Source organism: Pseudomonas sp. IT-93MI4 (assembly GCF_949767635.1).
In the GTDB taxonomy this organism is placed as follows: Bacteria; Pseudomonadota; Gammaproteobacteria; order Pseudomonadales; family Pseudomonadaceae; genus Aquipseudomonas; species Aquipseudomonas putida_A.
Genome location: NZ_CATKPP010000022.1, coordinates 165,066 through 190,241 on the forward strand (window position 1 = coordinate 165,066; position 25,176 = coordinate 190,241).

General features: G+C 61.1%; 23 protein-coding genes. 12 read left to right on the forward strand and 11 right to left on the reverse strand.

Annotated elements, in window-relative coordinates:
- Positions 1 to 3: 3 nt before the first annotated feature.
- Both ACM6I7_RS12575 and ACM6I7_RS12580 read left to right on the forward strand, forming a co-directional pair.
- A complete protein-coding gene (locus ACM6I7_RS12575) occupies positions 4 to 1,197 on the forward strand; it encodes a DUF3142 domain-containing protein (RefSeq protein WP_414888674.1) in 1,194 nt (397 codons plus the stop codon).
- Positions 1,184 to 3,316 (forward strand): hypothetical protein, encoded by a 2,133-nt coding sequence (locus ACM6I7_RS12580; RefSeq protein ID WP_414888675.1) that lies wholly within the window; start codon positions 1,184 to 1,186, stop codon positions 3,314 to 3,316. The genes ACM6I7_RS12575 and ACM6I7_RS12580 overlap by 14 nt, the downstream gene beginning before the upstream one ends.
- On the opposite strand, the gene ACM6I7_RS12585 is transcribed toward ACM6I7_RS12580, so the two are convergent.
- Entirely contained in the window at positions 3,313 to 3,942 is a 630-nt protein-coding gene (locus tag ACM6I7_RS12585; protein ID WP_103367956.1) for a LysE family translocator, read from the reverse strand. The genes ACM6I7_RS12580 and ACM6I7_RS12585 overlap by 4 nt on opposite strands.
- A 144-nt stretch (positions 3,943 to 4,086) precedes the next feature.
- On the opposite strand from ACM6I7_RS12585, the gene ACM6I7_RS12590 reads away from it, so the two are divergent.
- Positions 4,087 to 4,560: an Lrp/AsnC family transcriptional regulator gene (locus ACM6I7_RS12590; RefSeq protein ID WP_007960832.1), complete on the forward strand. Its 474-nt coding sequence runs from the start codon at positions 4,087 to 4,089 to the stop codon at positions 4,558 to 4,560.
- 96 nt (positions 4,561 to 4,656) lie between these two features.
- Here ACM6I7_RS12590 and lpdA read toward each other — a convergent pair whose 3' ends face one another.
- Positions 4,657 to 6,057, reverse strand: a complete 1,401-nt coding sequence (gene lpdA, locus ACM6I7_RS12595) for a dihydrolipoyl dehydrogenase (RefSeq protein WP_414888676.1) — start codon at positions 6,055 to 6,057, stop codon at positions 4,657 to 4,659.
- A 210-nt stretch (positions 6,058 to 6,267) separates the two neighbouring features.
- Here lpdA and hflK (ACM6I7_RS12600) point away from each other — a divergent pair, with 210 nt between their 5' ends.
- From hflK (ACM6I7_RS12600) to cfaB, 5 genes are all read left to right on the forward strand, one after another.
- Positions 6,268 to 8,232, forward strand: coding sequence for a protease modulator HflK (gene hflK, locus ACM6I7_RS12600; RefSeq protein ID WP_414888779.1), 1,965 nt, complete (start codon positions 6,268 to 6,270; stop codon positions 8,230 to 8,232).
- Positions 8,229 to 9,275, forward strand: a complete 1,047-nt coding sequence (gene hflC, locus ACM6I7_RS12605) for a protease modulator HflC (protein WP_027610319.1) — start codon at positions 8,229 to 8,231, stop codon at positions 9,273 to 9,275. Before hflK (ACM6I7_RS12600) ends, hflC begins: the two co-directional genes overlap by 4 nt.
- Positions 9,272 to 10,333, forward strand: coding sequence for a protease modulator HflK (gene hflK / locus ACM6I7_RS12610; RefSeq protein ID WP_414888677.1), 1,062 nt, complete (start codon positions 9,272 to 9,274; stop codon positions 10,331 to 10,333). Before hflC ends, hflK (ACM6I7_RS12610) begins: the two co-directional genes overlap by 4 nt.
- Positions 10,330 to 12,237, forward strand: a complete 1,908-nt coding sequence (locus ACM6I7_RS12615) for a heavy metal translocating P-type ATPase (protein ID WP_414888678.1) — start codon at positions 10,330 to 10,332, stop codon at positions 12,235 to 12,237. The genes hflK (ACM6I7_RS12610) and ACM6I7_RS12615 overlap by 4 nt, the downstream gene beginning before the upstream one ends.
- 211 nt (positions 12,238 to 12,448) lie before the next feature.
- Entirely contained in the window at positions 12,449 to 13,636 is a 1,188-nt protein-coding gene (cfaB, locus tag ACM6I7_RS12620) for a C17 cyclopropane fatty acid synthase CfaB (protein WP_027610322.1), read from the forward strand.
- Between the two features lie 38 nt (positions 13,637 to 13,674).
- Here the strand turns inward: cfaB and cls are convergent, their stop codons facing one another.
- The gene (cls, locus tag ACM6I7_RS12625; RefSeq protein ID WP_096795441.1) at positions 13,675 to 15,114 is read right to left on the reverse strand and encodes a cardiolipin synthase; all 1,440 of its coding nucleotides are present in this window, start codon (positions 15,112 to 15,114) and stop codon (positions 13,675 to 13,677) included.
- Between the two features lie 131 nt (positions 15,115 to 15,245).
- Between cls and ACM6I7_RS12630 the strand changes: the two genes are divergently transcribed.
- Positions 15,246 to 15,764, forward strand: coding sequence for a DUF3617 domain-containing protein (locus tag ACM6I7_RS12630; protein ID WP_027610324.1), 519 nt, complete (start codon positions 15,246 to 15,248; stop codon positions 15,762 to 15,764).
- Positions 15,765 to 15,846: 82 nt separating this feature from the next.
- Here ACM6I7_RS12630 and ACM6I7_RS12635 read toward each other — a convergent pair whose 3' ends face one another.
- The 6 genes from ACM6I7_RS12635 to folE2 are packed head-to-tail and all read right to left on the reverse strand — an operon-like array spanning position 15,847 to position 21,053.
- Positions 15,847 to 17,178 carry a dihydroorotase gene (locus tag ACM6I7_RS12635; RefSeq protein WP_414888679.1) on the reverse strand — a complete coding sequence of 444 codons (1,332 nt, stop codon included), beginning with the start codon at positions 17,176 to 17,178 and terminating at the stop codon, positions 15,847 to 15,849.
- A gap of 3 nt (positions 17,179 to 17,181) precedes the next feature.
- Complete coding sequence (locus tag ACM6I7_RS12640) at positions 17,182 to 17,742, reverse strand: DapH/DapD/GlmU-related protein (protein WP_027610326.1); 561 nt, start codon at positions 17,740 to 17,742, stop codon at positions 17,182 to 17,184.
- Positions 17,739 to 18,614, reverse strand: coding sequence for a metal ABC transporter substrate-binding protein (locus ACM6I7_RS12645; protein WP_336839539.1), 876 nt, complete (start codon positions 18,612 to 18,614; stop codon positions 17,739 to 17,741). The genes ACM6I7_RS12640 and ACM6I7_RS12645 overlap by 4 nt, the downstream gene beginning before the upstream one ends.
- An 11-nt stretch (positions 18,615 to 18,625) precedes the next feature.
- Positions 18,626 to 19,492 carry a metal ABC transporter permease gene (locus tag ACM6I7_RS12650; protein WP_414888680.1) on the reverse strand — a complete coding sequence of 289 codons (867 nt, stop codon included), beginning with the start codon at positions 19,490 to 19,492 and terminating at the stop codon, positions 18,626 to 18,628.
- Positions 19,492 to 20,160 carry a metal ABC transporter ATP-binding protein gene (locus ACM6I7_RS12655; RefSeq protein WP_285373456.1) on the reverse strand — a complete coding sequence of 223 codons (669 nt, stop codon included), beginning with the start codon at positions 20,158 to 20,160 and terminating at the stop codon, positions 19,492 to 19,494. The genes ACM6I7_RS12650 and ACM6I7_RS12655 overlap by 1 nt, the downstream gene beginning before the upstream one ends.
- Positions 20,157 to 21,053, reverse strand: a complete 897-nt coding sequence (folE2, locus tag ACM6I7_RS12660) for a GTP cyclohydrolase FolE2 (RefSeq protein ID WP_097090257.1) — start codon at positions 21,051 to 21,053, stop codon at positions 20,157 to 20,159. The genes ACM6I7_RS12655 and folE2 overlap by 4 nt, the downstream gene beginning before the upstream one ends.
- Positions 21,054 to 21,137: 84 nt before the next feature.
- Here folE2 and ACM6I7_RS12665 point away from each other — a divergent pair, with 84 nt between their 5' ends.
- Complete coding sequence (locus ACM6I7_RS12665; protein WP_414888681.1) at positions 21,138 to 22,334, forward strand: N-acetylmuramoyl-L-alanine amidase; 1,197 nt, start codon at positions 21,138 to 21,140, stop codon at positions 22,332 to 22,334.
- Here ACM6I7_RS12665 and ACM6I7_RS12670 read toward each other — a convergent pair.
- Positions 22,331 to 22,708 (reverse strand): glutamine synthetase, encoded by a 378-nt coding sequence (locus ACM6I7_RS12670; RefSeq protein WP_103369760.1) that lies wholly within the window; start codon positions 22,706 to 22,708, stop codon positions 22,331 to 22,333. The genes ACM6I7_RS12665 and ACM6I7_RS12670 overlap by 4 nt on opposite strands.
- Positions 22,709 to 22,941: 233 nt before the next feature.
- On the opposite strand from ACM6I7_RS12670, the gene zigA reads away from it, so the two are divergent.
- A complete protein-coding gene (gene zigA, locus ACM6I7_RS12675; RefSeq protein WP_096795433.1) occupies positions 22,942 to 24,147 on the forward strand; it encodes a zinc metallochaperone GTPase ZigA in 1,206 nt (401 codons plus the stop codon).
- On the forward strand, positions 24,147 to 24,797 hold the full coding sequence (locus ACM6I7_RS12680; protein WP_027610334.1) for a DUF1826 domain-containing protein: 651 nt from the start codon (positions 24,147 to 24,149) through the stop codon (positions 24,795 to 24,797). The genes zigA and ACM6I7_RS12680 overlap by 1 nt, the downstream gene beginning before the upstream one ends.
- Before the next feature lie 4 nt (positions 24,798 to 24,801).
- Here ACM6I7_RS12680 and ACM6I7_RS12685 read toward each other — a convergent pair whose 3' ends face one another.
- Positions 24,802 to 25,158, reverse strand: coding sequence for a hypothetical protein (locus ACM6I7_RS12685; RefSeq protein ID WP_027610335.1), 357 nt, complete (start codon positions 25,156 to 25,158; stop codon positions 24,802 to 24,804).
- Between the last annotated feature and the right edge of the window lie 18 nt (positions 25,159 to 25,176).

The window sequence follows — 25,176 nt, forward strand, 5'->3', positions numbered from 1 at the left end:
GGTATGCGCGTTATCGTCGGGTTGTCGGCCATGCTGGCGGTGTTGTTGCTCTGTGCTTGTGAACGACAGGACGCAGCGCCACTCGATCAGCAACTCTACGTCTGGCAACGGCAATGGACGTCCGCCCATGAGCTCGCGCTGAAAGACAGCCGCAGCGACTTTTCGACCCTGCGCGTGTTGGCCTTGCAGGCATTCCCCAGTGACGGCTGGCATCGGGCGCGGATCGATGCGCCGTTGCTCAAGCACGATGGCCGGCCTCTGATCGCGGTGATTCGTCTCGACGGTCAGCTCAAAAGTCTGGATCAGTCGCAGGTCACGGCGCAGATTCTTCAGGTTGTCGCCGACTGGCAGGCGCAGGGACTGACCCTGAGTGGCGTCGAGATCGATCATGACGCGGGTAATGCGCGTCTGCCGGAATACATCGAGTTCCTCACACATCTGCGTTCCGCGTTGCCCGCATCGTTGCCGCTGAGCATCACCGCGCTGCCGGCGTGGCTCGGCAGTTCACAGCTGCCGGCGTTGTTGGCCACAGTCGACAGCAGCGTGCTGCAGGTGCACGCCGTCAGCGATCCGCGACGCGGCTTGTTCGACCCCGAGCAGGCTCGGCGCTGGGCCAGCGGCTGGGGCAAAATCAGCAGCAAACCGTTCTATCTGGCGCTGCCGGCCTATGGCGTGGCGCTGCTGCCGGATGCCGACGGTGCCCCGGTGGTGGAAAGCGAAGTACCGATCGAACGTGAAGGGCAACGCCGGGAACTGCTCGCCGATCCGTTGCAACTGAGCCGACTTGCAAAAGCGCTGCGCGAGGACCCGCCGGAACATCTGGCCGGGCTGATCTGGTTTCGCCTGCCGCTGGCCAATGATCGCCGCGCCTGGAGCCTGACCACGTTGCGCGCCGTGGCCCGCGGCGATGCTTTGAGCAGCCAACTCGGTCTGGCGTTCAGCGACCACGATGGCCTGCAGGACATCGCCCTGCGCAATGTCGGAAACCTCGACAGTGCCTGGCCCGCACGGATCATCGTCAAGGCCAGCGCTTGCGAAGGCGCCGATGCGCTCGCCGGTTACTCGTTGCAACAGAGCGCGGATCTGCTTACCTTCACCCGCCTGCGCGACGGTCGTTTGCCGGCGGGTGGACAACGCGCCATCGGTTGGGCGCGCTGTGCATTTATTGATCAAGGAGGTTCGCATGTTGACCCGTAACTGGCCCCGCCATCTGCTCTGCCTGAGCCTCAGCCTGCCGCTGGGTTCGGCGTTGGCCTGCGGCCCGGACTTCCCGATGCGCCTGCTCGACAATCGCGGGCAAACCCTGGCCGATTTTCCGGAGGGCAACTTCAACTTCGAGATCAGCCGCCTCGGCAAGACCATTGCCGGGCTGAAGAACGTCACGGCGGCGACGCACAATCCCGACGACATGTACGGCGACGCAAGCGAGCCTGCTGCGCTGCGCGAAAAAGCCGAGCAGGTCGGTCTGAGCGCCGAACAACAGGCGCTGGTCAAGCAACTGCGTGGCCTGACCGATGCGCGTCAGGTCGAGGCGCAGGGCGCCAGTCTGCCGGCGGAAATCCGTTTGTACGTGGCCGGCGCGGTGGCGTTTGCCACTGGCGATCATCCGCTGGCGATCGAATACTTCAACAAAGTGCTGGCACTGCCGGCCGATCAGCGCCCGCTGCGCAGCACCTGGGCGGCTTATTCCCTGGGCCGTGCCTGGTTTGCCACGAGTGCCGAGGCGGGCGATGTCATCGAAGTGCTGGAGGACGCACGTGGGGCCTTCCGTCAGGCTCGACAACTGAGCATCGATGGCTTCAGTGATCCGCTGGAACTCGGTGTGGCCAGCCTCGGTGAAGAGGCGCGGGTGCTGCGCAACGCCGGCGACTGGAACGGCGCCATCGAACTGTATGAAGCGCAGAACCTGCACGGTTCGGCCGTGGGTTACACCTCGCTGAAACAACTGATGAATGAGCTGGCCGAACTGCCCGAGCCGCAACTGGCCAAGTTGCTGGAGCGCAAAGCCGTGCAGCAACTGGTTACCGCTTCGTTGATCAGCCGCATGGGTTGGTCATTCGACGAACAACCGCCGAACGAGAAGAAACTGATCAAGCTGCTGCAGAACAGCACCCGTGGCAACCTGGAAAACGCCGATCGACTGGCAGCGATGAATTATCAACAGGGTGATTACGCCAGCGCCAAGGCCTTCCTTGAAAACGCCGGTGACGGCGGACTGGCGTGGTGGCTGCGGGCCAAACTGGCGGTGCGTGACGGCGATAAAAATGCCGCAGCTGCCGCCTATGCCAAAGCCGCGCAGGCGTTCCCGCAGAGCGAAGATTGGGGCTACCGGCGCACCCCTGACTGGGACTTCGAAACCGTCCAGCCGAAATGCCGGGTCGAGGGCGAAAGTGCGATTCTGGCGCTGCAACGTGGCGAATACCTGCAAGCGTTCGTGCAGCTGTATCGCAGCAACAGCATCTATTGGTTCGACGCAGCGACAGTGGCCGAGCGCGTGCTGACGGTCGATGAGCTCAAACGCTATGTCGATGACAACGTGCCGGCGCCACCGGCGCTGACCCAGCAGCAGCGCGACAACTACGTGCCGCTGCCGGTCGCCGCCAGCCTGCGCAATCTGCTGGGGCGACGCTTGCTGCGTGAAGGGCATTACGAGGAAGCAGTCGGCTATTTCGACAATCCCGATCTGCAGCACAAGGCCCGTCTGTACGGCGAGCAACGGATGAAGGCTGATGCTGCGTGGTGGCCGACCAAACGCGCCAGCGCCTTGTACAACGCGGCGTGGACCGCGCGTGAATGGGGCATGGACATTCTCGGCTACGAGATGGCGCCGGACTACGCCACGTTTGGCGGCAACTACAGCCTGGAAAACACCGAGCTGAAAGTCGGGCCGCTGGTGGCCGAGGCTGAAGTCCAGCGCCAGAAGGCCAGTGAAGCGCAGCCGGATGAGCGTTATCACTACCGTTTTGTCGCCACCGCGCTGGCCAGCCGGGCCGCGGATAATTTGCCGCACACCAGTCAGGCGTTTGCGGCGGTGTTGTGTAACGCTGCGGGTTTCAACAGCAGCCTGGAAGAGCAGAGCGCGCTGTATCGACGCTACGTCAATGAAGGCCCGTACGTGCCGTGGGCGGTGGACTTCGGTAATCAGTGCCCCTATCCGGATTTCGAAAACGCCGACAAGCGTTACGTGACCCAGGTGACCAACGCTGTGCGCAATTCGTTGCGTCCGTACAAGTGGCCGGTGGTCGGTGTCCTGCTGTTAATCAGTGCTGGCGTGCTGGTGTTGTTCAGTCGTCGGCGCAAGTCCCGCAAACCCTAGGCCTGCTGAATAAACGTCAGGCGTACGGCGAAGCCGATCAACAGGCTGCCGAACAGCCATTGCTGAACGCGTTGGGCGGTTGGACTGTGTTGCAGCCAACGGCCCAGCGCCGCGCCGGTCAGGGCATAGGCACTGTCGAACAGCAGCCCGATGCCCACCAGCAACCCGCCGAGGGTGGCAAACTGGGTCAGCACCGCTGCGCCGTCATTGACGATGAATTGCGGCAACAGCACCGAGCAGAACAGCAAGGCCTTGGGGTTGAGCAGATTGGTCAGCAGGCCACGGCGAATCGCCTCGCGCCATTGTCCTTGGGTGTCAGTTACGGCAGTCGTATTCAGGTTCGGCAGCAGGCTGCTGCGCAGGCATTGAATGCCGATCCACAGCAAGTACGCCGCACCGGCCAGGCGCACCAGATCAAACGTCCACGGCGCCGCCTTGAACAGCGCCGCCAGACCCAATGCCGCCAATGCCACGTGACAGCCCCGGGCGATCGCCAGGCCAACGGCGGTTGCCAGCGCCGCACCGCGACCCTGGCGGGCACCGGTTTGCAGCAACAGAATCATGTCCGGGCCGGGCAACAGGAAGACCACCGCCAATGCCAGAAAAAACAGCCAGAAACTCGTCATGTCGCAGCCCTTTCGTTATCGATTCGGTGAGCAAAGTCTATGGCGCAAGGGCGGGGCAGGTGCTTGCGAAGTCAGCTTCAAAAACCCTTGGGATTGGCATAACCTGCTTTCTTTTTGTGCCTTGACCAGCAGGATCTGCCAAACATGAAACTCGACGCTTTTGATCGCAAGATTCTCGCTGCCTTGCAGCGCAACGGACGGCTGAGCAATGTCGAGCTGGCGGACGAGATCGGCCTGTCGGCGTCACCTTGCTTGCGCCGGGTGCGGATGCTGGAGGAGGCCGGGGTGATTCGTGGCTACCAGGCCAACCTCGATCGCGATGAAGTGGGACTGGGGCTGACGGTGTTTGTCGGGGTCAAGGTCGAGCGCCACAACGATGAGCAGGCCGAAGCCTTTTACGCGGCGGTCACCGCCCTGCCGGAAGTGATCTCGGCGTTTCTGGTGTCGGGGGAGTCGGACTTTCTGTTGCAGGTGGTGGTGCCGGACCTGCGCGCATACGACCGCTTTCTCAGCGGCTGCCTGCTGAAGCTGCCGGGGGTGAGTGACATTCGCAGCAACTTTGCGATTCACACGGTGAAGACGCCGGGGGCGTTGCCGTTGGGGCATCTTCCGCTGTAGAGCGGGTTGCTCCCTTCGCGAGCAGGCTCGCTCCCACATTGGAATGTGATCGAATGTGGGAGCGAGCCTGCTCGCGAAGAGGTTGGCGGTCGACGGTTACATCTGCGTCGCCATGCCCTCGACATTCATCGCCGCCTGACGCAGCGCCTCGGAGCGGGTCGGGTGCGGATGGCAAGTCAGCGCGATGTCTTCGGCTGACGCGCTGAACTCCATAGCCACGCAGTATTCACCGATCATTTCACTGACGCTCGGGCCGACCAGATGCACGCCGAGGATTTCGTCCGTGCGTTCGTCGGCGAGGACTTTGGCAAAACCTTCGGTTTCATGGTTGATCTTGGCCCGGCTGTTGGCGGTGAACGGGAATTTACCGACTTTATAGGTGCGCCCTTCAGCCTTGAGCTGCTCCTCGGTCTTGCCGACGCTGGCCAGCTCGGGCCGGGTGTAGATGACGTTGGGGATCAGCTCGTAGTTGACCTCGCCGGCCTTGCCGACGATCTGTTCCACGCAGGCCATCGCTTCGTCTTCGGCCTTATGTGCAAGCATCGGGCCGGATGTCACGTCGCCGATCACCCACACGCCGGAGGCTTCGGTACGGTGCTGGCGGTTGGCGAGCATGCCGCGTTTGTCGGTGCTCAGGCCGACGTTCTCCAGGCCCAGGCCTTTGGTGTACGGGCGCCGGCCGATCGCGACCAGCACGTAGTCGGCTTCCAGTAACTCGGCGCTGCCACCGGCGGCGGGTTCGACGCTGAGCTGCACACCGTTGATCGAGGGGGTGGCGCTGGTGACCTTCGAGCTCAATTTGAAGCTGATGCCTTGCTTGCTCAGCGCACGCTGCAGGGTTTTGCCGGCCTCGCCATCGACACCGGGGCAGATGCGGTCGAGGTATTCGACCACGGTCACCTGGGCGCCGAGACGCCGCCAGACCGAGCCCAGTTCCAGGCCGATCACCCCCGCGCCGATCACCACCAGATGCTTGGGTACTTCGCTCAGCGACAGCGCGCCGGTGGAGTCGAGGACGCGCTGATTGTCGATCTCGACGCCGGGCAGGGGCGTGGGTTCGGAGCCGGTGGCGATGATGATGTCCTTGGCGCTCAGCTCGGTCTTGTTGCCCTGATCGTCGGTTACCGTGACTTTGCCCGGGCCGTCGATGTGACCCCAGCCTTTGATCCAGTCGACCTTGTTTTTGCGAAACAGAAACTCGATGCCTTTGGTCAGGCCGCTCACGCTTTCGTCTTTCTGTTTCATCATTTGCGCGAGGTTGAGCGTGGGTTTGACCTCGATGCCGAGGTTGGCGAATTCCGCACCCATGGCCGCGTCGTACAGCTCCGAAGCATGCAGCAAGGCCTTCGACGGCATGCAACCGACGTTCAGGCAGGTGCCGCCGAGGGTGGCGCGGCCTTCCACGCAGGCTGCCTTCAGGCCCAGCTGGCCGGCGCGGATCGCTGCGTTATAACCACCGGGGCCGCCGCCCAGAATGACCACGTCGTAGTTGCTCATGCTGTTGCTCCTCGTTGGGGATGCGGATCGCTAAAAATAGTCGGTCGATAAAATTACGAACGTAATATGTGCGTTTCCGGACATTTCGGTCAAGGCTTCAGGCAAGCGACAGGTTGCGCATCTTTAGATAAGCGAATTTGTGTACGAATATTTCACGCTTTTCGTTATATCGTAACGATAAGACCGGTGAATCAATGGCTTTGGGGTGATATGCAAGTCGATCTGAATGTCGATGGCACGCAAGTGACCGGGTTGCCGCGCTTTCAACAAGCGGCCGCGCAAGGGCGACGCTTGCGTAGTCTGGCCATCGGCCTCGGCGGATTGGCCGGGGCAGGGTGGCTGCTGGCGTTGTTTGTCGAGCTGTTTGCCGCGCAATCGATATGGCCGGTCTTGCTGGTGAATTTGGGTGCGGCGTTGCTGGTGCTGGTCGCCGGCCTGCAGTCGGCGTGGTGGTTGACGCAATGGCGTGCAGGGGTGATTGACCCGCCGATATCGGTGGCGCTGACCGAGGAGCTGGAGCCAGTAGCGCCAGATGGCTGGTACGAACGGCTGCTGGAGCGATTGAGTCAGCGTGGTCTGCACCTGCTCGGTCAGATTGGCGCGGCCACGTTGTGGCTGGGCGGCTGGTCAGTACTGGTGGTGCTCGCCGTCGGGCAGGTGTGGAATCTGGCATTGCCTGCCGCTGCGGTCGGGTTGTCGGCCACGGTGGGCGCGGCGCTGATGTTGTTGCTGGGTTTCGGCCTGCTGGTGCTGGAGCGGCAACTGGCTCAGGAGAGTCCGGCGCAATGGCCGGAAGCCGGGTCTCTCGCCCAACTGGCGCGGGTTGCGATCATCAGTCTGGTGCTGGGCGCGTTGTGCCTGCTGTTCGCCAGCGACGCTTCGGTGTGGCCAGTGCGGCTTGCGGTATTGATCGGGATCTTGCCTGGATTGGTTGCGATCGAGTTGCTATTGCGCGCAGTTCTGTCGGTGTTCAGCCCTCGACGCGAGCAGCTCGAACCGACCCTGCTGGCGCGCAGTTTTGTTGCCGATATGCTGCGCTGGCCACCGCAGCCGTTGCTCGCCTTGCAGCATGAACTGCACAACCGGTTCGGCATCGATCTGCGCCAGATCTGGGCGTTCAGCTATATGCGCCGGGCCTTCCTGCCGGTGCTGGTGCTGGTCGCTGCGGTCGGCTGGTTACTGACCGGTATCCACGAAATCCCGCTGCAGGGGCGAGGTATCTACGAGCGCTTCGGCAAACCGGTGCAAGTGTTCGGCCCCGGATTGCATGCCGGTCTGCCGTGGCCATTGGGCCGTGTATTGAGCGTCGAGAATGGCGTGGTGCACGAGTTGGCAACCAGCGTCGGCGATGCTCCCGCGCCAACCCAGGCTGAGCCTGCCGAAGGCCCGGCACCGATGACCGCCAACCGCTTGTGGGATGCCAGCCACGTCAATGACAAATCCCAGGTGATCGCCAGCAGCCGTGGCGATCAGCAGAGCTTTCAGATCGTCAACATGGACGTGCGCTTCGTTTATCGCATTGGTCTGCGTGATCAGGATGCCTTGGCCGCCACTTACAACAACGCTGATGTGCCGACGCTGATTCGCAGCACCGCGAGCCGGATTCTGGTGCACGATTTTGCCTCGCGCACCCTCGACGGTTTGCTCGGCGCTGACCGGGTAGGGCTGGGCGAAGAAATCGGCCGCGCAGTGCAAGGTGATCTACAGAAACTCGACAGCGGTGTGGAGATTCTCGCCACCGTGGTCGAAGCGATTCACCCGCCAGCCGGTGCGGCTAATGCTTATCACAGCGTGCAAGCAGCACAGATCGGCGCGCAGGCGTTGATCTCCCGTGAACGCGGCGCTGCGGCAGAAGCCAGTAATCAGGCGCAGTTGCAGGCCAGCCTGGCCCGCGATCAGGCGAGTGCCAGCGCCCGTGAAATCAACGCCACCGCGCAGGCGGCGGATCTGAAATTCAAGGCTGAGCAGAAAGCCTATTCCAGCGCTGGCCAGGCGTTCGTGCTTGAGCAATATCTGAATCAGCTCAGCCTGGGTCTGAACAAGGCCAAATTGTTAATACTCGACCACCGTTTAGGCGGCAGCAGCAATGCGCCGACCATCGATCTGCGTACGTTTACGCTGCCGGCTGATCCGACGCCTGCGCGCACCACCGCTCAACCAGGAGTTGCCCCTTGAGCCAGTCGCACTCTCACGATTCCCATGACCACAGCGGCCACGATCATGGCCACGCCGGGCATCACCATCATCATGGGCATCATCACCATCACCACGGAGCGCCGGAAGAGGCGGGGCCGCTCCCGTGGCGGCGCATGGGCTGGGCGCTGTTGCTGGTGGGGTTTGCCATCGCGGCGGCAAGCCTGGTTCAGGTGCGCTCGGGCGAGGCCACCGTCATCACCCGTTTCGGTAATCCGTCGCGGGTGCTGCTTGAGCCGGGTTTGAGCTGGCGCTGGCCGGCGCCGTTCGAAGCGGCGATCCCGGTGGATCTGCGCCTGCGTACCACCTCGAGTGGTTTGCAGGATGTCGGCACCCGCGACGGTTTGCGCATCATCGTTCAGGCCTACGTGGCGTGGCAGGTGCAGGGCGACCCGGACAATGTGCAGCGTTTCATGCGCGCGGTGCAGAACCAGCCGGACGAAGCGGCGCGGCAGATTCGCACCTTTGTTGGTTCGGCGCTGGAAACCACCGCCAGCAGTTTCGACCTGGCGGATCTGGTGAATACCGATGCCAGCAAAGTGCGTATCGCCGATTTCGAAGCGCAACTGCGTCAGCAGATCGACCAGCAGTTGCTGGCCACCTACGGCGTGCGTGTGGTTCAGGTGGGCATCGAACGCCTGACCTTGCCTTCGGTCACGCTCACGGCCACGGTTGATCGGATGCGCGCCGAGCGTGAAACAATCGCCACCGAACGCACCGCCATCGGCAAGCGAGAAGCCGCGCAGATCCGTTCTGCGGCCGAGCGCGATGCGCGAATTGTCCAGGCCGATGCCACGGTGAAGGCCGCAGAAATCGAAGCACAGTCGCGGGTCGAAGCCGCGCAAATCTACGGCCGTGCCTATGCTGGCTCGCCGCAGCTGTACAACCTGCTGCGCTCACTCGATACCCTTGGCACCATCGTTACGCCGGACACCAAGCTGATCCTGCGCACCGACGCCGCGCCATTCCGCGTGCTGGTGGACGGCCCGCCGACTGTTGAAAACAAATCCGGATCGCAGCCATGAGTGATGAAGTTCCACGTGGAACACATTCGTTGAGCAGTCCGTGGATTCAGGCCGGACGCCTGGCGTTTTTCGCCTTATATGCGGTAACGGTATTGGCTGCGTTGGCGTGGGCGTTTTCCAATGTGCGGCAGATTGATCCGCAAAATCGCGCGGTGGTCTTGCACTTTGGCGCACTGCACCGCGTCCAGAATGCCGGGCTGTTGCTGGCTTGGCCGCAGCCGTTCGAGCAGGTGGTTTTGCTGCCGGCAGCGGATCGGGTCATCGAGCGCCGAGTGGAAAACCTGCTGCGCAGCAGTGAGGCGATCAAGGCTGATCGTGTAGCAACCTTCGCCACGCCACTGAGCGATGCACTGGCCGGTTCCGGCTATCTGCTGACCGGCGACGCCGGCGTGGTGCAACTGGATGTGCGGGTGTTTTACAAAGTCAGCGATCCCTATGACTTCGTGCTGCAGGGTGATCATGTGCTGCCAGCACTGGATCGGCTGGTCACCCGCAGCGCTGTGGCCCTGACCGCTGCTCGGGATCTGGATACGATTCTGGTCGCTCGGCCGGAGTTGATCGGCGCCGACAATCAAGCGGCTGAACGTCGTGAGCGTCTGCGCGGTGATCTGGTGCAAGGCATCAACAAGCGCTTGGCTGAATTGAAGACGAGTGGGCAGGGCATCGGCATCGAAGTGGCGCGGGTCGACGTTCAGTCGAGTCTGCCGGATCCGGCGGTCAGTGCCTTTAATGCGGTGTTGACCGCCAGTCAGCAGGCCGACAAAGCCGTCGCCAATGCACGCACCGAGGCGGAAAAACTCACCCAGACTGCGAACGAGCAAGCCGACCGCACGCTGCAAGTGGCCCATGCACAGGCAGGCGAACGCTTGGCCAAAGCCTCTGCCGACACTGCCACGGTCATGAGCCTGGCCAAGGCGCAACAACAAGGCACCGACCCGCAGATGCTCCTGCGGCTGTACCGCGAACGCATGCCGAAAATTCTTGGTCAGGCCGGTTCGGTGACCACGGTCGATCCGAAAGACGATTCCCGCCTGATCATTCAGGGAGCCAGTAAATGACTGCGACCACCGCTGCACCGAGCCTGTTGTCCTCGGCCGAACAGCGCCGCGCTGCGCGCCAATTGACTTTGGCAATGCTCGCCTTGGGCTTGCTCGGCCTCGGTTTGATCTGGCGCTGGATGGTGCCGGAGCAAACCGGTGTCAGTCAGTTGCTGCTGGGTTTCGCCTCCTTATTAGTAGCGGTGCCGGTGATGCGCTCTGCTTGGTACAGCTTGCGTTATCCGAGCCTGCACGGCATCACCGATCAACTGATTGCTTTGGCGATGCTCGGTGCCTGGGCGACTGGCGATCTGCTGACCGCCGCGTTGCTGCCGATCATCATGATCTTCGGCCACGTGCTGGAAGAGCGCAGCGTGATCGGCTCGCAGGAAGCGATTCACGCTCTCGGCCAATTGACCCGTAGTCACGCGCGCAAGATTCAGGCGGACGGCTCGATCATCGAAGTCGATAACGGCACCCTCCAACCCGGTGACACAGTCGAAGTGCGCGCCGGCGATCGGGTGCCGGCGGATGGCCGAGTGTTGTTTGGCCAGGCCAGCCTCGATACGGCGTCGATTACCGGCGAGTCGGTGCCAGTGGAAACGGCAGTGGGCATGACGGTGTTTGGCGGCGCGATCAACCTCGATGGCTTGCTGCGCATTGAGGTGACCCGCACCGGTGATCAATCGACGCTGGGCAAAGTCATCGCGCTGATGCAGAACGCCGAGCGTTCGAAGCCGCCGATCACCCGTCTGCTTGAACGCTATGCCGGCAGCTACATGGTGCTGGTGTTGCTGTTGGCGGCGGTGACCTGGTTTGTCACCCATGACGCGCAAGCGATGCTCGCGGTGCTGGTAGCCGCATGTCCTTGCGCTTTGGTGCTGTCGGCACCGGCCACAGCAATTGCCGGAGTGGCGGTGGCGGCGCGCCACGGTATTCTGATCCGCAGCTCGGCGTTCCTTGAGGAGTTGGCAGACCTCACATCACTGGTGGTCGACAAGACCGGCACGCTGACTTACGGCACCTTGCGTTTGCAATCGATCAGCAGCCCGCGTCTGGATCAGGCCTCGGTGATGGCGCTGGCCGCCAGTCTCGGTGCGGCCAGCAGTCATCCTGTCAGCCGGGCGTTGGCGGGGCTGGTGAGTCAAGAGCAGAGCCTGCCGCTAACAGATATTCACGAGCGTCAGGGTCTTGGGGTGGTCGCCATGACCACGCAGGGCGAGGCGGCGCTGGGGCGTCCCGAACTGTTCGCGCAACTGGGCATCGTCACTACCATCGTTCCCGAGCACGACGGGCCGATTGCCGGATTGGCACTGAACGGCGAATTTGTCGCCTGGCTGTTGCTGGCCGACAGCGTCAAACCGGAAGCGCGCTTTGCCCTCGCTGAATTGCGCGAACTGGGGCTGGGTCGCCAGTTGCTGTTGACCGGCGACCGCCAGAGTGTTGCGCAGACCCTGGCCCGCGAGGTCGGCCTGCAAGAGGTGGAAGCGCAGGCGCTGCCTGAGGACAAGCTCAACCGCGTGCTCAAGGAAATCGACAACGGTTTCCGGCCGATGGTGGTGGGTGACGGCATCAATGATTCGCTGGCGCTCAAGGCCGGGGTGGTGGGTGTGGCGATGGGCGCCGGCGGTGCCGACATCGCGCTGGCCTCGGCGGATATCGTGTTGATCGGCAGCGATCTGCGCCGTCTGGGCACCTGTGTGCGGCTGAGTCGTCAGTGCCGTCGAACCTTGCAGGTCAACGTGATCATCGGTCTGGGCTGGACCCTGGCGATCGTGGTGTTTGCGGCGTTCGGCTGGCTCGGCGCGGCCGGGGCGATGATCGCCGCGCTGCTGCACAACCTCAGCACGCTGCTGGTGTTGGGCAATGCCGGACGGCTGCTGCGGTTTCAGGAGCCATTGCTCAAGCTCAAGGATGATCACTGAAGTGAGTTTCAGCGAACTGTGCGCCGAATAGGCAGTCATCTATGGAGAGGGCGCACACTTCACGCCGTTACCTGGGCTAAAGCAGTAGTGGGTGCATGACGGCATGCAGGAGCGCCTGGAACGATAGTCTCGGCTAATTAAATCGATAGCCTGCTATTTTTCAAGGATGGTCTACCCTCAGATCTGACGTCTGAAACAAGGGGGATTTTCCATGCTCGCGCAACTTCCACCGGCCTTACAGAATCTGCAGCTTCCGCTTCGCTTGCGACTCTGGGATGGCCATGAGTTCAACCTGGGGCCGACGCCCAGTGTCACCATTGTGGTCAAGGACCCGACGATGGTCACCCAGTTCACCCATCCGAGTCTCGACGCGCTGGGGGCGGCGTTTGTCGAAGGCAGGCTGGAACTGGAGGGCTCGATCAGCGAGGTCATCCGGGTCTGCGACGAATTGAGCAGCGCCTTGCTCGATGAAGACGAAAGCGCGCAGCCAGTGCGTGCGGTGCACGACAAGGAAACCGACGCCAAAGCCATTTCCTATCACTATGACCTGTCCAACGCGTTCTATCAGCTGTGGCTGGACAGCGACATGGCGTATTCCTGCGCGTATTTCGAAACCGGCAGCGAAACTCTGGAACAGGCACAGCAGGCCAAGTTCCGACATCTGTGTCGCAAACTGCGTTTGCAGCCCGGTGATTATCTGCTGGATGTCGGTTGCGGCTGGGGTGGTCTGGCGCGTTACGCCGCGCGTGAATTCGGCGCCAAAGTGTTCGGCATCACCTTGAGCAAGGAACAGCTGGAACTGGCCCGAGAGCGGGTCAAGGCCGAGGGCCTGGAAGATCAGGTTGAGCTGCAATTGCTCGACTACCGCGATCTGCCGCAGGACGGGCGTTTCGACAAGGTAGTCAGCGTCGGCATGTTCGAACACGTCGGCCACGCCAACCTCGCCGAGTACTGCAAGGTCCTGTTCGGCGCGGTGAAGGAGGGCGGTCTGGTGATGAACCACGGCATCACCGCCAAACACACCGATGGCCGTCCCGTGGGACGCGGTGCTGGCGACTTCATCGAGAAATACGTGTTCCCCAACGGCGAGCTGCCGCACCTGGCGATGATCTCGGCCGAGATCAGCGAAGCCGGACTGGAGATCGTCGACGTGGAAAGCCTGCGTTTGCACTACGCGCGCACACTCGACCATTGGAGCGAGCGGCTGGAGGACAACCTCGAGGCCGCCGGGAAACTGGTGCCGGATCAGGCGTTGCGTATCTGGCGGCTGTATCTGGCTGGATGTGCCTACGCGTTCGCGCGTGGCTGGATCAACCTGCACCAGATTCTTGCGGTGAAGGCGCATCCGGATGGCAGCCATGAACTGCCCTGGACCCGCGACGACATTTATCACCCCTGAGGCCTGACGACCGTTCGCTCGTTCGAGCGAGCGGCCGGTTAAAGAATCGGTGAAATAAGCCGGGCGATCCGCATGCCGAGCTGTTGCAGGCGGTGGATCTCCCGGCTTTCTTCTTTGGCGACTTCATAAGCCTGCTCGAAGTCTTCGTTGAGCATCTGTTCCACGTGGGCGGCGAACTCGCTGTCGACGGTAAGCAGCATCACTTCGAAATTCAGCCGGAACGAGCGGTTGTCCAGATTGGCGCTGCCGATGGCGCTGATTTCGCTGTCGATCAACACCACTTTCTGATGCAGGAACCCCGGCTCGTAGCGGAATACCCGCACGCCGGCACGCACCGCTTCAAACGCATACAGGCTGGACGCGGCGTAGACGATGCGGTGATCAGGGCGTGAGGGCAGCAGCAGGCGCACGTCGACGCCGCGCAGCACCGCCAGGCGCAACGCGGCGAACACGGCTTCATCGGGAATGAAGTAGGGGCTGGTGATCCACACTCGTTCCGTCGCCGCGTGGATGGCTTCGACGAAGAACAGTGAACAGGTTTCGTAGGCATCCGCCGGGCCGCTCGCCAGCAATTGGCAGAGCACGCCATCTTCCGGGTAGACATCCGGCAGGATCAGCGGTGGCAACGTCCGTGCTGCCCAGAACCAGTCCTCGGCAAACGACTCCTGCATGCAGGCCACCACCGGCCCGCGCACCTGAACATGGGTATCGCGCCACGGCGCCAGGGGCGGTTTCGCGCCCATGTATTCATCGCCGACGTTATGCCCGCCGACGAAGCCGAGTACGCCATCGACCACGACGATTTTGCGGTGGTTGCGGAAATTCACCTGGAAGCGATTGAGCCAGCCGCTGCGTGTGGCGAAGGCTTTGACCTCGACACCGCCATCGCGCAGCGCCTGCACATAACTGTGGGGCAGGGCGTGGCTGCCGATCCGGTCATAGAGCAGATGAATCGCCACGCCCTCAGCCGCTTTCTTCAGCAACAGATCGCGCAGGCGCTGACCGAGGCGGTCGTCATGGATGATGAAAAACTGTACCAGTACGGCTTCGCGCGCTTGATCGATGGCGTGGAAGATCGCCTCGAAGGTCGCGTGGCCATTCACCAGCAGTTGCACCTGGTTGTTCGCCAGGCACGGCATGCGTCCCAGTTTGGGCATGGCGCGCAGCGAGGCGTAGGCCTTCGAGGCGCGGGCGGTGAGGGCTTCTTCAACCCACGGGCGCCAGTTCAACTCGGAGATCGCCTGACGCATCTGTTCGTTGGCTTGACGCCGCGCCTTGATATAGCCGTCGAAGGTGCTGCGGCCGAAAACCAGATAAGGGATGAGGGTCAGGTAGGGAATGAAAATAAGCGACAATGCCCAGGCGATCGAGCCTTGGGCGGTGCGTACGGTCAGCACCGCATGGATGGCGGCGATCAAGCCGAGGCTATGTATCAGGGCGATCAGATAACCGAAAATGTGCGGTCCAAAATAATCCATGGGGCAGCCTTGCTCCTGAAGACTCAATGCGTAACAGACCATGTTCCGAGGCGAATGTCGCTATTTAATTGGTGCATGAACCGAAGCAATCGGCCGACGTCTAACGGCCACTACTGATCAGGAGTTTTTCGATGAACGTTCGTCTGCTGGGTTTGGCGCTGGGCCTGGGTTTGGCAATGCCGGTGGTAGCGCAGGCGCAAATGCTGCAGCCGGGGCTGTGGGAAATGACCTCGAGCAACGTCAAGGTCGATGACCAGCCCATGGATGTGCAATCGATTCTTGGCCAGTTGCAAGGCCAGATGACCCCGCAACAGCGTGCGGCGCTGGAGAAGAACGGCATCAACATCGGCGGCAAGGGCATTCGTGCCTGCCTGACGCCGCAGCAAGTGGCGACCAACGATATTCCCTTGGCCGATCCGCAGTCGGGCTGCAAACAGCAGATCACCGAGCGCACCGGCAACCAGTGGAAATTCCGCTTCAGCTGCCCGAAAGCGCAAGGCACCGGGGTTGCCACGTTCCTCAGTGATCGTGAGTTCACCACGGTGGCCAACGGCACGTTCAACGCCATCGGGATCAACCAGAAGGGCAGCCTGGAAACCCGTGCGGTGTGGTTGGGTCAGGATTGCGGCACTGTGAAGCCAAGAGCTTAAAAGCTTCGCGAGCAAGCCCGCTCCCACAGGGGACAGCACAATCCTTGTGGGAGCGGGCTTGCTCGCGAAGGCGTCTTGGTTGTCACCGCATGAATCGCAGCGCCAGCCCCTGACATCCTTCGTTGATACGCTGCTCTCGCCAGGCAATCTGCCCCGACACCAACGTGGTATTCACCCGATAGCGAAAAGTCTTGTCAGCAAACGGCGTCCAGCCGCACTGTGACAGAATCGGTTGCCGCGACACTTCAAGAGCCAAGGGCTCAACCAGCACCAGATCCGCCCAATACCCCTCGCGCAAATAACCCCGATCCGGAATCGCAAACAGATCCGCCACCCGATGGCTGGTCTTCGCCACCAGCGTGGTGATCGGCAGCACGCCATCGGCCACCAGATCCAGTAGCGCCGGCAAAGCGTGTTGCACCAGTGGCAAACCGGACGGCGCTTCGGCATATGGGCGCTGTTTTTCCGCCCAGGTATGTGGCGCGTGATCGCTGCCGATCACATCCAGTCGATTGCTCAGCAAGGCCTGACGGAGCGCGTCTCGGTCGGCTTGTGTCTTGATCGCCGGGTTGCATTTGATCAGGTTGCCGAGGGCCGGATAGTCGCGGTCATCGAATAGCAGATGATGCAGGCAGACTTCGGCCGTGATGTGTTTCTGGGCGAGCGGCTTGTCCTCGAACAACTCGAGTTCGCGAGCGGTGGTCAGATGCAAAACGTGCAGGCGGGTGCCGTGACGTCTGGCCAGTTCCACTGCCAACGAAGAGGAGCGGTAGCAAGCCTCGGCATCGCGAATCAGTGCATGGATATTCGCGGGCAGGTGTTCGCCAAGACGTTCGCGCAGACGTGTTGCATTGGCCTCGATGCTCGGCGTGTGTTCGCAATGCGCCAGCAGTATCGTCGGCACTTCGGCGAATAAACGCTCAAGCGTTCTCGGATCGTCCACCAACATATTGCCGGTGGAGGCACCCATGAACACTTTGACCCCGGCTACTTCGCAGGGGTTGAGCGCGGCGACGGTGTCGAGGTTGTCCTGGCTCACGCCAAAGTGAAAGCCGTAGTTGGCCACGGAGTTAATTGCCGCCCGACGCTTTTTATCCGCCATCGCTTCGAGGGTGAGGGTGGGCGGCTGGGTGTTGGGCATGTCCATGAAACTGGTGATGCCGCCCGCCACCGCTGCGCGCGACTCGGTGTGGATGCAGCCCTTGGCCGGCGCCCCCGGCTCGCGAAAATGCACCTGGTCATCAATCATCCCCGGCAACAGCCATTGGCCATTGGCGTCGATTTCCACACGGGCATTTTCACCATAGATGCTGCGCGCGATCTTGACGATGCGGCCATGGTTGACCAGCAGATCGCCATCGAACTCGCGTCCTTCATTGACCAGTCTGGCGTTGCGAATCAGCACGCTGCTCATGATTCAGAACTCGTTCTGCAAGGCTTTGTAGCCGCGTACCAGATCGACATTGGTGCGTGCCACGTCTTCGGAAAACTCCGAGGCGCTGACACTCACCGGCGGGAACTGCGAGAGGTCGGTATTGGGGCCGATGCGGGTGGTGGAGGGCACGTAGAACGCATCCGGCAAATCGCGGCCATCGACCACCGAGTTGTGCCGCACCACACAGCCGTCACCGATCACGCAATTGAACAGCACGCTGTTGAAGCCGATGAACACCCGGTCGCCGACCACGCACGGACCATGCACGATCGAGCGGTGAGCGATCGAGGTGAATTCGCCGATGGTCACGGCAGCACCGGATTTCGAATGGATCACCACGCCGTCCTGGATGTTCGAATTGGCGCCGATGGTGATCGGCTCCATCGCGCCTGAAGCGTCTACTTCATCGGCGCGAATCACGGCGTAGGGGCCGACGAAGACGTTCTCGCCAACGACCACCTTGCCGCAGATGATCGCGGTTTTGTCGACGTAGGCCGACTCGGCAATTTGCGGAAGATCGCCGGAAGGATTTTTACGGATCATGGCTGGCTCAGTGCGTCGTAAAGGGTGTTGAGGTTGTATTCGAACAGTCCGGTAAAGGTGCTGGCCGGGCCGCTAGCGGCGAGGGCATCGGAGTACAACGTGCCGCCGATGTGCGCGCCGCTTTCCTCGGCGATCTGCTTGAGCAGGCGCGCGTCTTTGATATTTTCCATGAACACCGCTTTGACCTTGGCCTGACGGATCTGCGTGATCAGCGCGGCGACTTCGGCGGCTGACGGTTCACGCTCTGTGGACAGACCTTGCGGCGCCATGAAGTCGATGCCGTAGGCCTGCCCGAGATAACCGAAGGCATCGTGGCTGGTGACGATCTTGCGATTGCCCGGTGGCAGCGAGCCGAGCTTGGCCTTGGCTTCGGCGAGCAGGGCGTAGATCTGTTTCAGGTAGGTCTGGCTGTTGCGTTGGTAGTCGGCCTTGTTCGCCGGATCAGCGGCGATCAGCGCCTTGGTGATGTTGGCGATGTACAGTTCGGTATTGGCCAGGTTGTGCCAGGCGTGCGGGTCGGGAATGGTCTCGCCGTCTTCCACCAGCGAGCGTGGAATCACGCCATGACTGGCACTGATGACGGGGGCTTTGGTCTCGGTGCTGGTCACCAGGCGATCGAGCCATGGCTCGAAACCCAGGCCATTCTTGATAATCAGTTTGGCTTTGAGCAGCGCTTTGGCATCATCAGGCGTCGGTTCATAGGTGTGTGCGTCGGCGTCCGGGCCGACCATGTTGGTGATCTGGATATGCTCGCCACCCACCTGGTGAACCATGTCGGCGAGGATGCTGAAGCTGGTGACCACCGGCAATTTTTCCGCCGCCGATAACGACATCGACAGCAGCAAGCTGAACAACACGAGTAGAGCGCGCATCGGGAAACACCTCATTGGGATGTGAGCAAAGGCGGGCGGCGCAACAAGCCGTGCACCGGCCCGAACACCACGGACAGCAGATAACCGATACCCGCGACCAGCACGATCGCCGGACCGCTCGGCAGCGAGTAGTAGAACGAGATCAACAATCCGCACCACACCGAGAGGCAGCCGATAAGCGCCGAGATGGCAATCAGGCTCGGCAGGCGACGAGTCCAGAACCGTGATGCGGCGGCGGGCAGCATCATCAGGCCGACCACCATCAAGGCGCCGATGGCCTGGAAACCGATCACCAGATTGAGCACCACCAAGGTCAGGAACACGCCGTGGGCGAGTGGACCGAGACGGCTGACGGTTTGCAGGAATAGAGGATCGAGGGTATCGAGCAGCAGCGGTTTGTAGATCAAGGCCATGGCGACCAGACTCAGTCCCGACACCCACAACATTCCATTGAGGGTCGGACCGTCGACGGCGAGCGCTGAGCCGAACAGCAAGTGCAGCAAGTCGAGGCGCTTGCCGGCGATGCCAAGAATCAGCACGCTACTGGCGAGCGAGATCGGGTAGATCGCGGCGAGGCTGGCGTCTTCGCGCAGGCCGGTGCGACGGGTAATCCAGGCGGCGAGACCGGCCATGCCCAGGCCGGCGCCCAGACCACCGAAGGTCAACGCGGGCAGACTCAGACCGGCGAGCCAGAAGCCCAATGCCGCGCCGGGAAGGATACCGTGGGCAACGGCGTCACCGATCAGGCTCATGCGCCGCAGGATCAGAAACACGCCAAGTGGCGCTGTGCTGCAGGCCAATACCAGTCCGCCGAGCAGCGCTCGGCGCATGAACACGAACTCGCTGAACGGTTGCCAGAGGTGGGCGACGGTGAGCATCAGGCCACCTGCATATTGGGTGTTTGCTGGATCAGTTCGGCACTGGGTCCGAACAGGCATTCGCGGTTTTTGATCAGCAGTGTCTGCGGGATGTGTTGGCGGACGGCGGCGAGGTCATGGCAGACCATCAGCAGTGTTCGTCCTTCGGAGTGCCAGGCATGGATGTGTTGCCAGAGTAACTGCTGGCCCAGTTCATCGAGTGCTGCGTGGGGTTCGTCGAGGAGTAGCAATGGGGCGTCGGTTAGACTCAAACGGGCGAGCAGGGCACGTTGCAACTCGCCACCGGAAAGAGCCATCAGCGGGCGCTTTTCCAATCCGCTCAAGTGCCAATTTTCCAGGGCGTTGACGAGTCGTTGTGCGCGCAGTTGCGTCGACAATCGACGCCCCCAGAAACCCGCGGCTACCAGTTCTTCGAGGCTGATGGGGAACTGCCGGTCGAGGTGTTGCTGTTGCGGCAGGAACGCAAAACCGCCCTGACGTGGAACACCCAGTGCGACCTTTCCCGATAACGGCTTCTGCAATCCGGCGATGACTTTCAACAGGCTGCTCTTACCGCAGCCGTTGGCGCCGATGATGGCGCCGAGGCTGCCGTGTTCCAGCGAGAGGGTCAGTGGCGAAGTCAGTGGTTGGCCGGGTGCGCCCCAACTCAGGGTGTGGCAACGGATCATTGGAGTTCTCGATGCCAGTGGCTTTCGGCGACCGCGTCGTGGGCGTGCAGGCTTTCGGCGTGGATCACTCGCAGGTGGAATCCGCTGACGCCGGGGGAGCGGCGCAGAGCCAGATTAAGTCGTCGCGCGGCGTCTTCGCAGAACATCAGGTTCTGTCCATTGGCCAACGCGAAGGCTTGCTCGTCGGCGCGTTTCACGGCGGTTTGCACGGCGGTGCCGAGCGCCGCTTCGGCGTCATTGATGATCACACTCAGGGGAAGCTCGTCGATGAACTCGTCGAGATACATATGCAATTGCGCGGTGCTGCGTTGGCTGTGCGGGGTGGCGACAATGCCTTGGCTTGATCCTAGCCAAGCCAACACTTCGGCATGTTGCAGTGGCTTGTTGGCGAAATCATCGATGAATTGCTGCTGAATCAACTGTCGCGCCAGCGCTGCTGAGCAGGGGCAAGTTGAGGAGTAGGGCACCTCGATTTTCAGTTCCACGTGGAACACTTGGTTTTTCAGACTCGCTGAAATGCTCACTGGGTAGCTCTTCCAACCCGCTATAGGGCTGACTAACGCAGGCCTTTTCAGCAGCACTTCGCAGTGGATTTTCAGGTAGGCGCTGTTGGATAAACCATCGTGGCTGACCAGAAATTCCTCGAGAACCTGCCGTAATAAGGAGGGTGATAGGTCCTGCCGCTCAAGTGCCGCCAGTGCGAGGTATAGCCGCGACATGTGAATGCCGCGCGCTTCGCCATCATCGAGACTCACGCCTGCATCTACTTTTGCGCTCAGACGTTGGCCTTGCAATAAAACTGGCAGAGCAATGCCGCACATTCCCACCCAATCAAGCGGTAACGCCTGCCGAGCGGCTTGAGTCGCAATATCCGGAAGTGTCAGCGAATTCATGTTCGGAACCGTCGTGTTGATTGAATTAGATGTTACATTATAACAATTCAAATCACGATGCCTTTTTCATGAACAGGCCTTCATATGTACCGACGTCATCTGCTCAACCTGCTTCTGGCCAGCACGGCCTTGGCTTTTCCCTTCACCGTTTCGGCTACGCAAATTCGCAATGCACGCCTCTGGCGTTCGGATGACAAGCTCAGATTGGTATTCGACCTTAGCGGTCCTATGCGCTACAAAACCTTTTCGCTGAGCGCTCCAGAACGCTTGATCATCGACCTTTCCGGGGCGAGTTTGAGTAGCGATCTCAGTCAATTGAAGCTTGCCAATACTGCGATTCGTTCGATTCGAACAGGGCACTTTGGTCAAGGTGATACACGGATCGTTCTCGACCTGCACCATCCGGTGCTATTGAACAGCTTCCTTTTGGCGCCTCAAGATGGTCAAGGACACCGCTTGGTGCTGGATCTGGTAAACGCCAAACAGGCATCCAGTCTGGCAATGGTTCCACGTGAAACACCTCAGACTCACCCCAAGCGCGACATCATCGTTGTCGTTGATCCTGGGCACGGAGGGAAAGATCCAGGTGCAGTCGGCGCCAAGGGTGAGCGGGAAAAAGATGTGGTTCTTGCCATCGCTCAGTTGCTCGCCAAACGCCTGAAAAGGGAGAAAGGCTTCGACGTAAAACTGGTGCGCAATGACGACTTCTTCGTGCCGCTGCGCAAGCGTGTGGACATCGCACGTCAGCACAAGGCCGACATGTTTATTTCGGTGCACGCCGATGCGGCGCCGCGTCTTACCGCGTCGGGAGGATCTGTATATTGCTTGTCTGAAGGTGGTGCGACGTCAGCAACTGCACGCTTCATGGCACAGCGAGAGAATGGCGCGGATCTGCTGGGCGCGACCAGTCTGCTCAACCTTAAGGACAAAGATCCGATGCTCGCCGGCGTGATTCTCGACATGTCGATGAACGCCACCATTGCCGCCAGTTTGCAACTCGGCAGCACCGTTCTCGGCAGTCTGGCGGGCATTACCACGCTGCATCAGAAGCGCGTGGAGCAGGCAGGGTTTGCCGTGCTGAAGTCGCCGGACGTGCCGTCGATTCTGGTGGAAACCGGCTTCATTTCCAACGCCCGTGACAGCCAGCGCCTGGTCACGCCTCGACATCAGCAGGCCGTGGCGGATGGTTTATTCGAAGGGCTGCAGCGTTACTTCCAGAAAAATCCGCCAGTAGATAGCTACATCGCCTGGCAGCAGGAGCAGCAAGAAGCGCAGGTTTAGCAGCCGGTGATCCGACTGCAGGTGAACTTGGCGCTGCTGCCGCCAGAGCTGGAAAAGCGATTGATCGTCGTCCAGCCAACGCGACGGGTGTAGCCAACCCAGGCTTCGCCGTCAGAGGTGAGCCCGGTGAAGAACGTCAGCTGGCCGAAACGACTGTTGGTCTGTGCCCAGTAGCGATTGCCGTGCTTTTCAAAGCCACGCAGGTAAATCGTGCTGCCCACCGTGTTTACGCTGTAGGTATTGCCCTGCGCATCGATGCAGGCCAGCAGATTGGCGCTGCGTGTGCAGTTGGCGGGCGGGGGAATTTTCCCCCAGGCATTGGCCATCGACAGCAATACGAGACTCAGCAGCGAGCATTTCAGGGCAATTTTCATCTCGGTATCCGATGGGCAGTTTGCGTGCAGCTTCCAGCGCTTTATCGGTTCGGGCAAGAGCGGGCTGGCTTATTTATATTGTTATACTATAACATAAATTTGAATTGAGCCTGAGCTCGCCGATTGCAAGCGTCTGCTTCTGCCAAAGCGCTGTTTTGAAGCCCAAGAACGCGGTGCGCTACGCCAAAACACGCCAAAACGCACATCGGCCACAACCTGATGAGGATTATCCAATGTCATCTCCACTTCCCGTGACCGTTCTATCGGGCTTTCTCGGCGCCGGAAAAAGTACACTTTTGAATTACGTACTACGTAATCGAGAGGGTTTGCGCGTTGCGGTCATCGTTAACGATATGAGCGAAATCAACATTGATGGCAGCGAAGTCCAGCGCGATGTCAGCCTTAACCGTGCGGAAGAAAAACTGGTGGAGATGAGCAACGGTTGTATCTGCTGTACGTTACGCGAGGACCTGCTCGAAGAAGTCAGCAAACTCGCCCGCGAAGGAAGATTCGATTACTTGCTCATCGAATCTACCGGTATTTCCGAACCACTGCCGGTAGCCGAGACGTTTACCTTCCGCGATGAACAGGGCCAGAGCCTGGCTGACGTCGCGCGGCTCGACACCATGGTGACGGTAGTCGACGGCGTGAATTTCCTCCTCGACTACCAGGCCGCCGAGAGTCTGGCTTCCCGAGGCGAGACCCTGGGTGATGAAGATGAACGCTCAATCACTGATCTGCTGATCGAACAAATCGAGTTCGCCGATGTACTGCTGATCAGCAAGATCGACCTCATCAGCCGCCAGGAGCGCGAAGAGCTGATGGCCATCCTCAAACGCCTCAACGCCGAGGCGGAGATCATCCCGATGGTGATGGGCGAGGTGCAGCTGGAGAAGATCCTCAACACCGGGCGTTTCGATTTCGAGAAAGCCGCTCAGGCCCCAGGCTGGTTGCAGGAATTGCGCGGTGAGCACGTGCCGGAAACCACGGAATACGGTATCGCCTCGACAGCCTACCGCGCACGCCGTCCGTTCCATCCGCAGCGCTTTTTCGACTTCATCGATCGCCCATGGCCGAACGGCAAACTGCTGCGCTCCAAAGGCTTCTTCTGGCTCGCCAGCAAACCCAGCGACGCGGGCAGTTGGTCGCAGGCCGGTGGTTTGATGCGCCATGGTTTCGCCGGTCGCTGGTGGCGTTTCGTGCCGAAAAACCAATGGCCGCAGGATCAGGAAAGTACCGCAGCGATCATGGAGAACTGGACACCGAGCGTTGGAGATTGTCGTCAGGAGCTGGTATTCATCGGCCAGAACATCGACTTCGTACAGCTCAAGTCGGAGCTCGACGCCTGCCTGCTGACTGATGAAGAAATGGCCATTGGCGCAGATGGTTGGCGCAGGCTGCCGGACCCGTTCGGCCCTTGGCACGAAGAGGCCGCCTGATGCTTGCGCTCAAACTGCAGCAAAACCGGGCGCGCCATCAGCATCAGGGGGTGACGCCGAAAACGCTGACGCGAATCCTCGAAGACGACGTCAATCTCGCGGTCTGGCAGCGCCAACTGCCGCTGCACATCGCCGATTTCGCAGAGTTGCTGCTGTCGCTCAACGAGCCTTTGGCGGAATCACTGTGCATCGAATTGCCGAATGAAGACGCCGACCCTGATCTGCAAGGACTGGCCGCCGGGTTCCGTGATCTGCAAGGCTACGAGGGCTTCATCGCGGACCTGCAATGGCTGGTGAGTGCCTTCGCCTGTCTGCTGGGCGCTCGCCGCATCGGTTTGCGCCTGCAGGTGTTGGACAAAGCCATGTGCCCACGCTTCCATGTCGATCATGTGCCGGTGCGCTTGATTACAACCTACGGCGGGATCGGCAGTCAGTGGCTCAAGGAAGGCGTGATGGATCGCGAGCAATTGGGCCAGGCAAACGCCGAACCACGGGACATCGCGAACATCCAGCAACTGCAGAGCGGTGACGTGGCGTTATTGAAAGGCGAGAAGTGGCACGGCAATGAAGGCTATGGCTTGATTCATCGCTCCCCGCAACCGGCGCCGGGTGAGCGACGTCTGCTGCTCACCCTCGATTGGCTCGGCTGACGGCTCAAGGCTTGAGCCACTTGCCCTGGCTCTGGCCTTCGCAGTACGGCTGCAAATACGCCGCGTCGGAGGCGACGCCGTAATAGTGGATATCCTGGCGATAGGGCATATTGGCGACTTGCGCGTTGCTGCACACGCCGAACGCGCCGCTCGGGCATTGATCGACGTACTGCACCTCGACTTTCTGCCCGGCCAGGGTCGGTTGGCAGAAGCCGTCGCTGAACAGCTTCTCGGGAATATTGCGGTTCTGCTGGCAGACTTTGACGTCGAGCCGCTCGCCCTGGCTGTGCACCACGCAAGCCTGGGCCCATGCTTCGCTCGACAGCAGCGTCAACAGCAACGACCATCCCATCCAACGCATGTCCAATCCCCTCAGAAA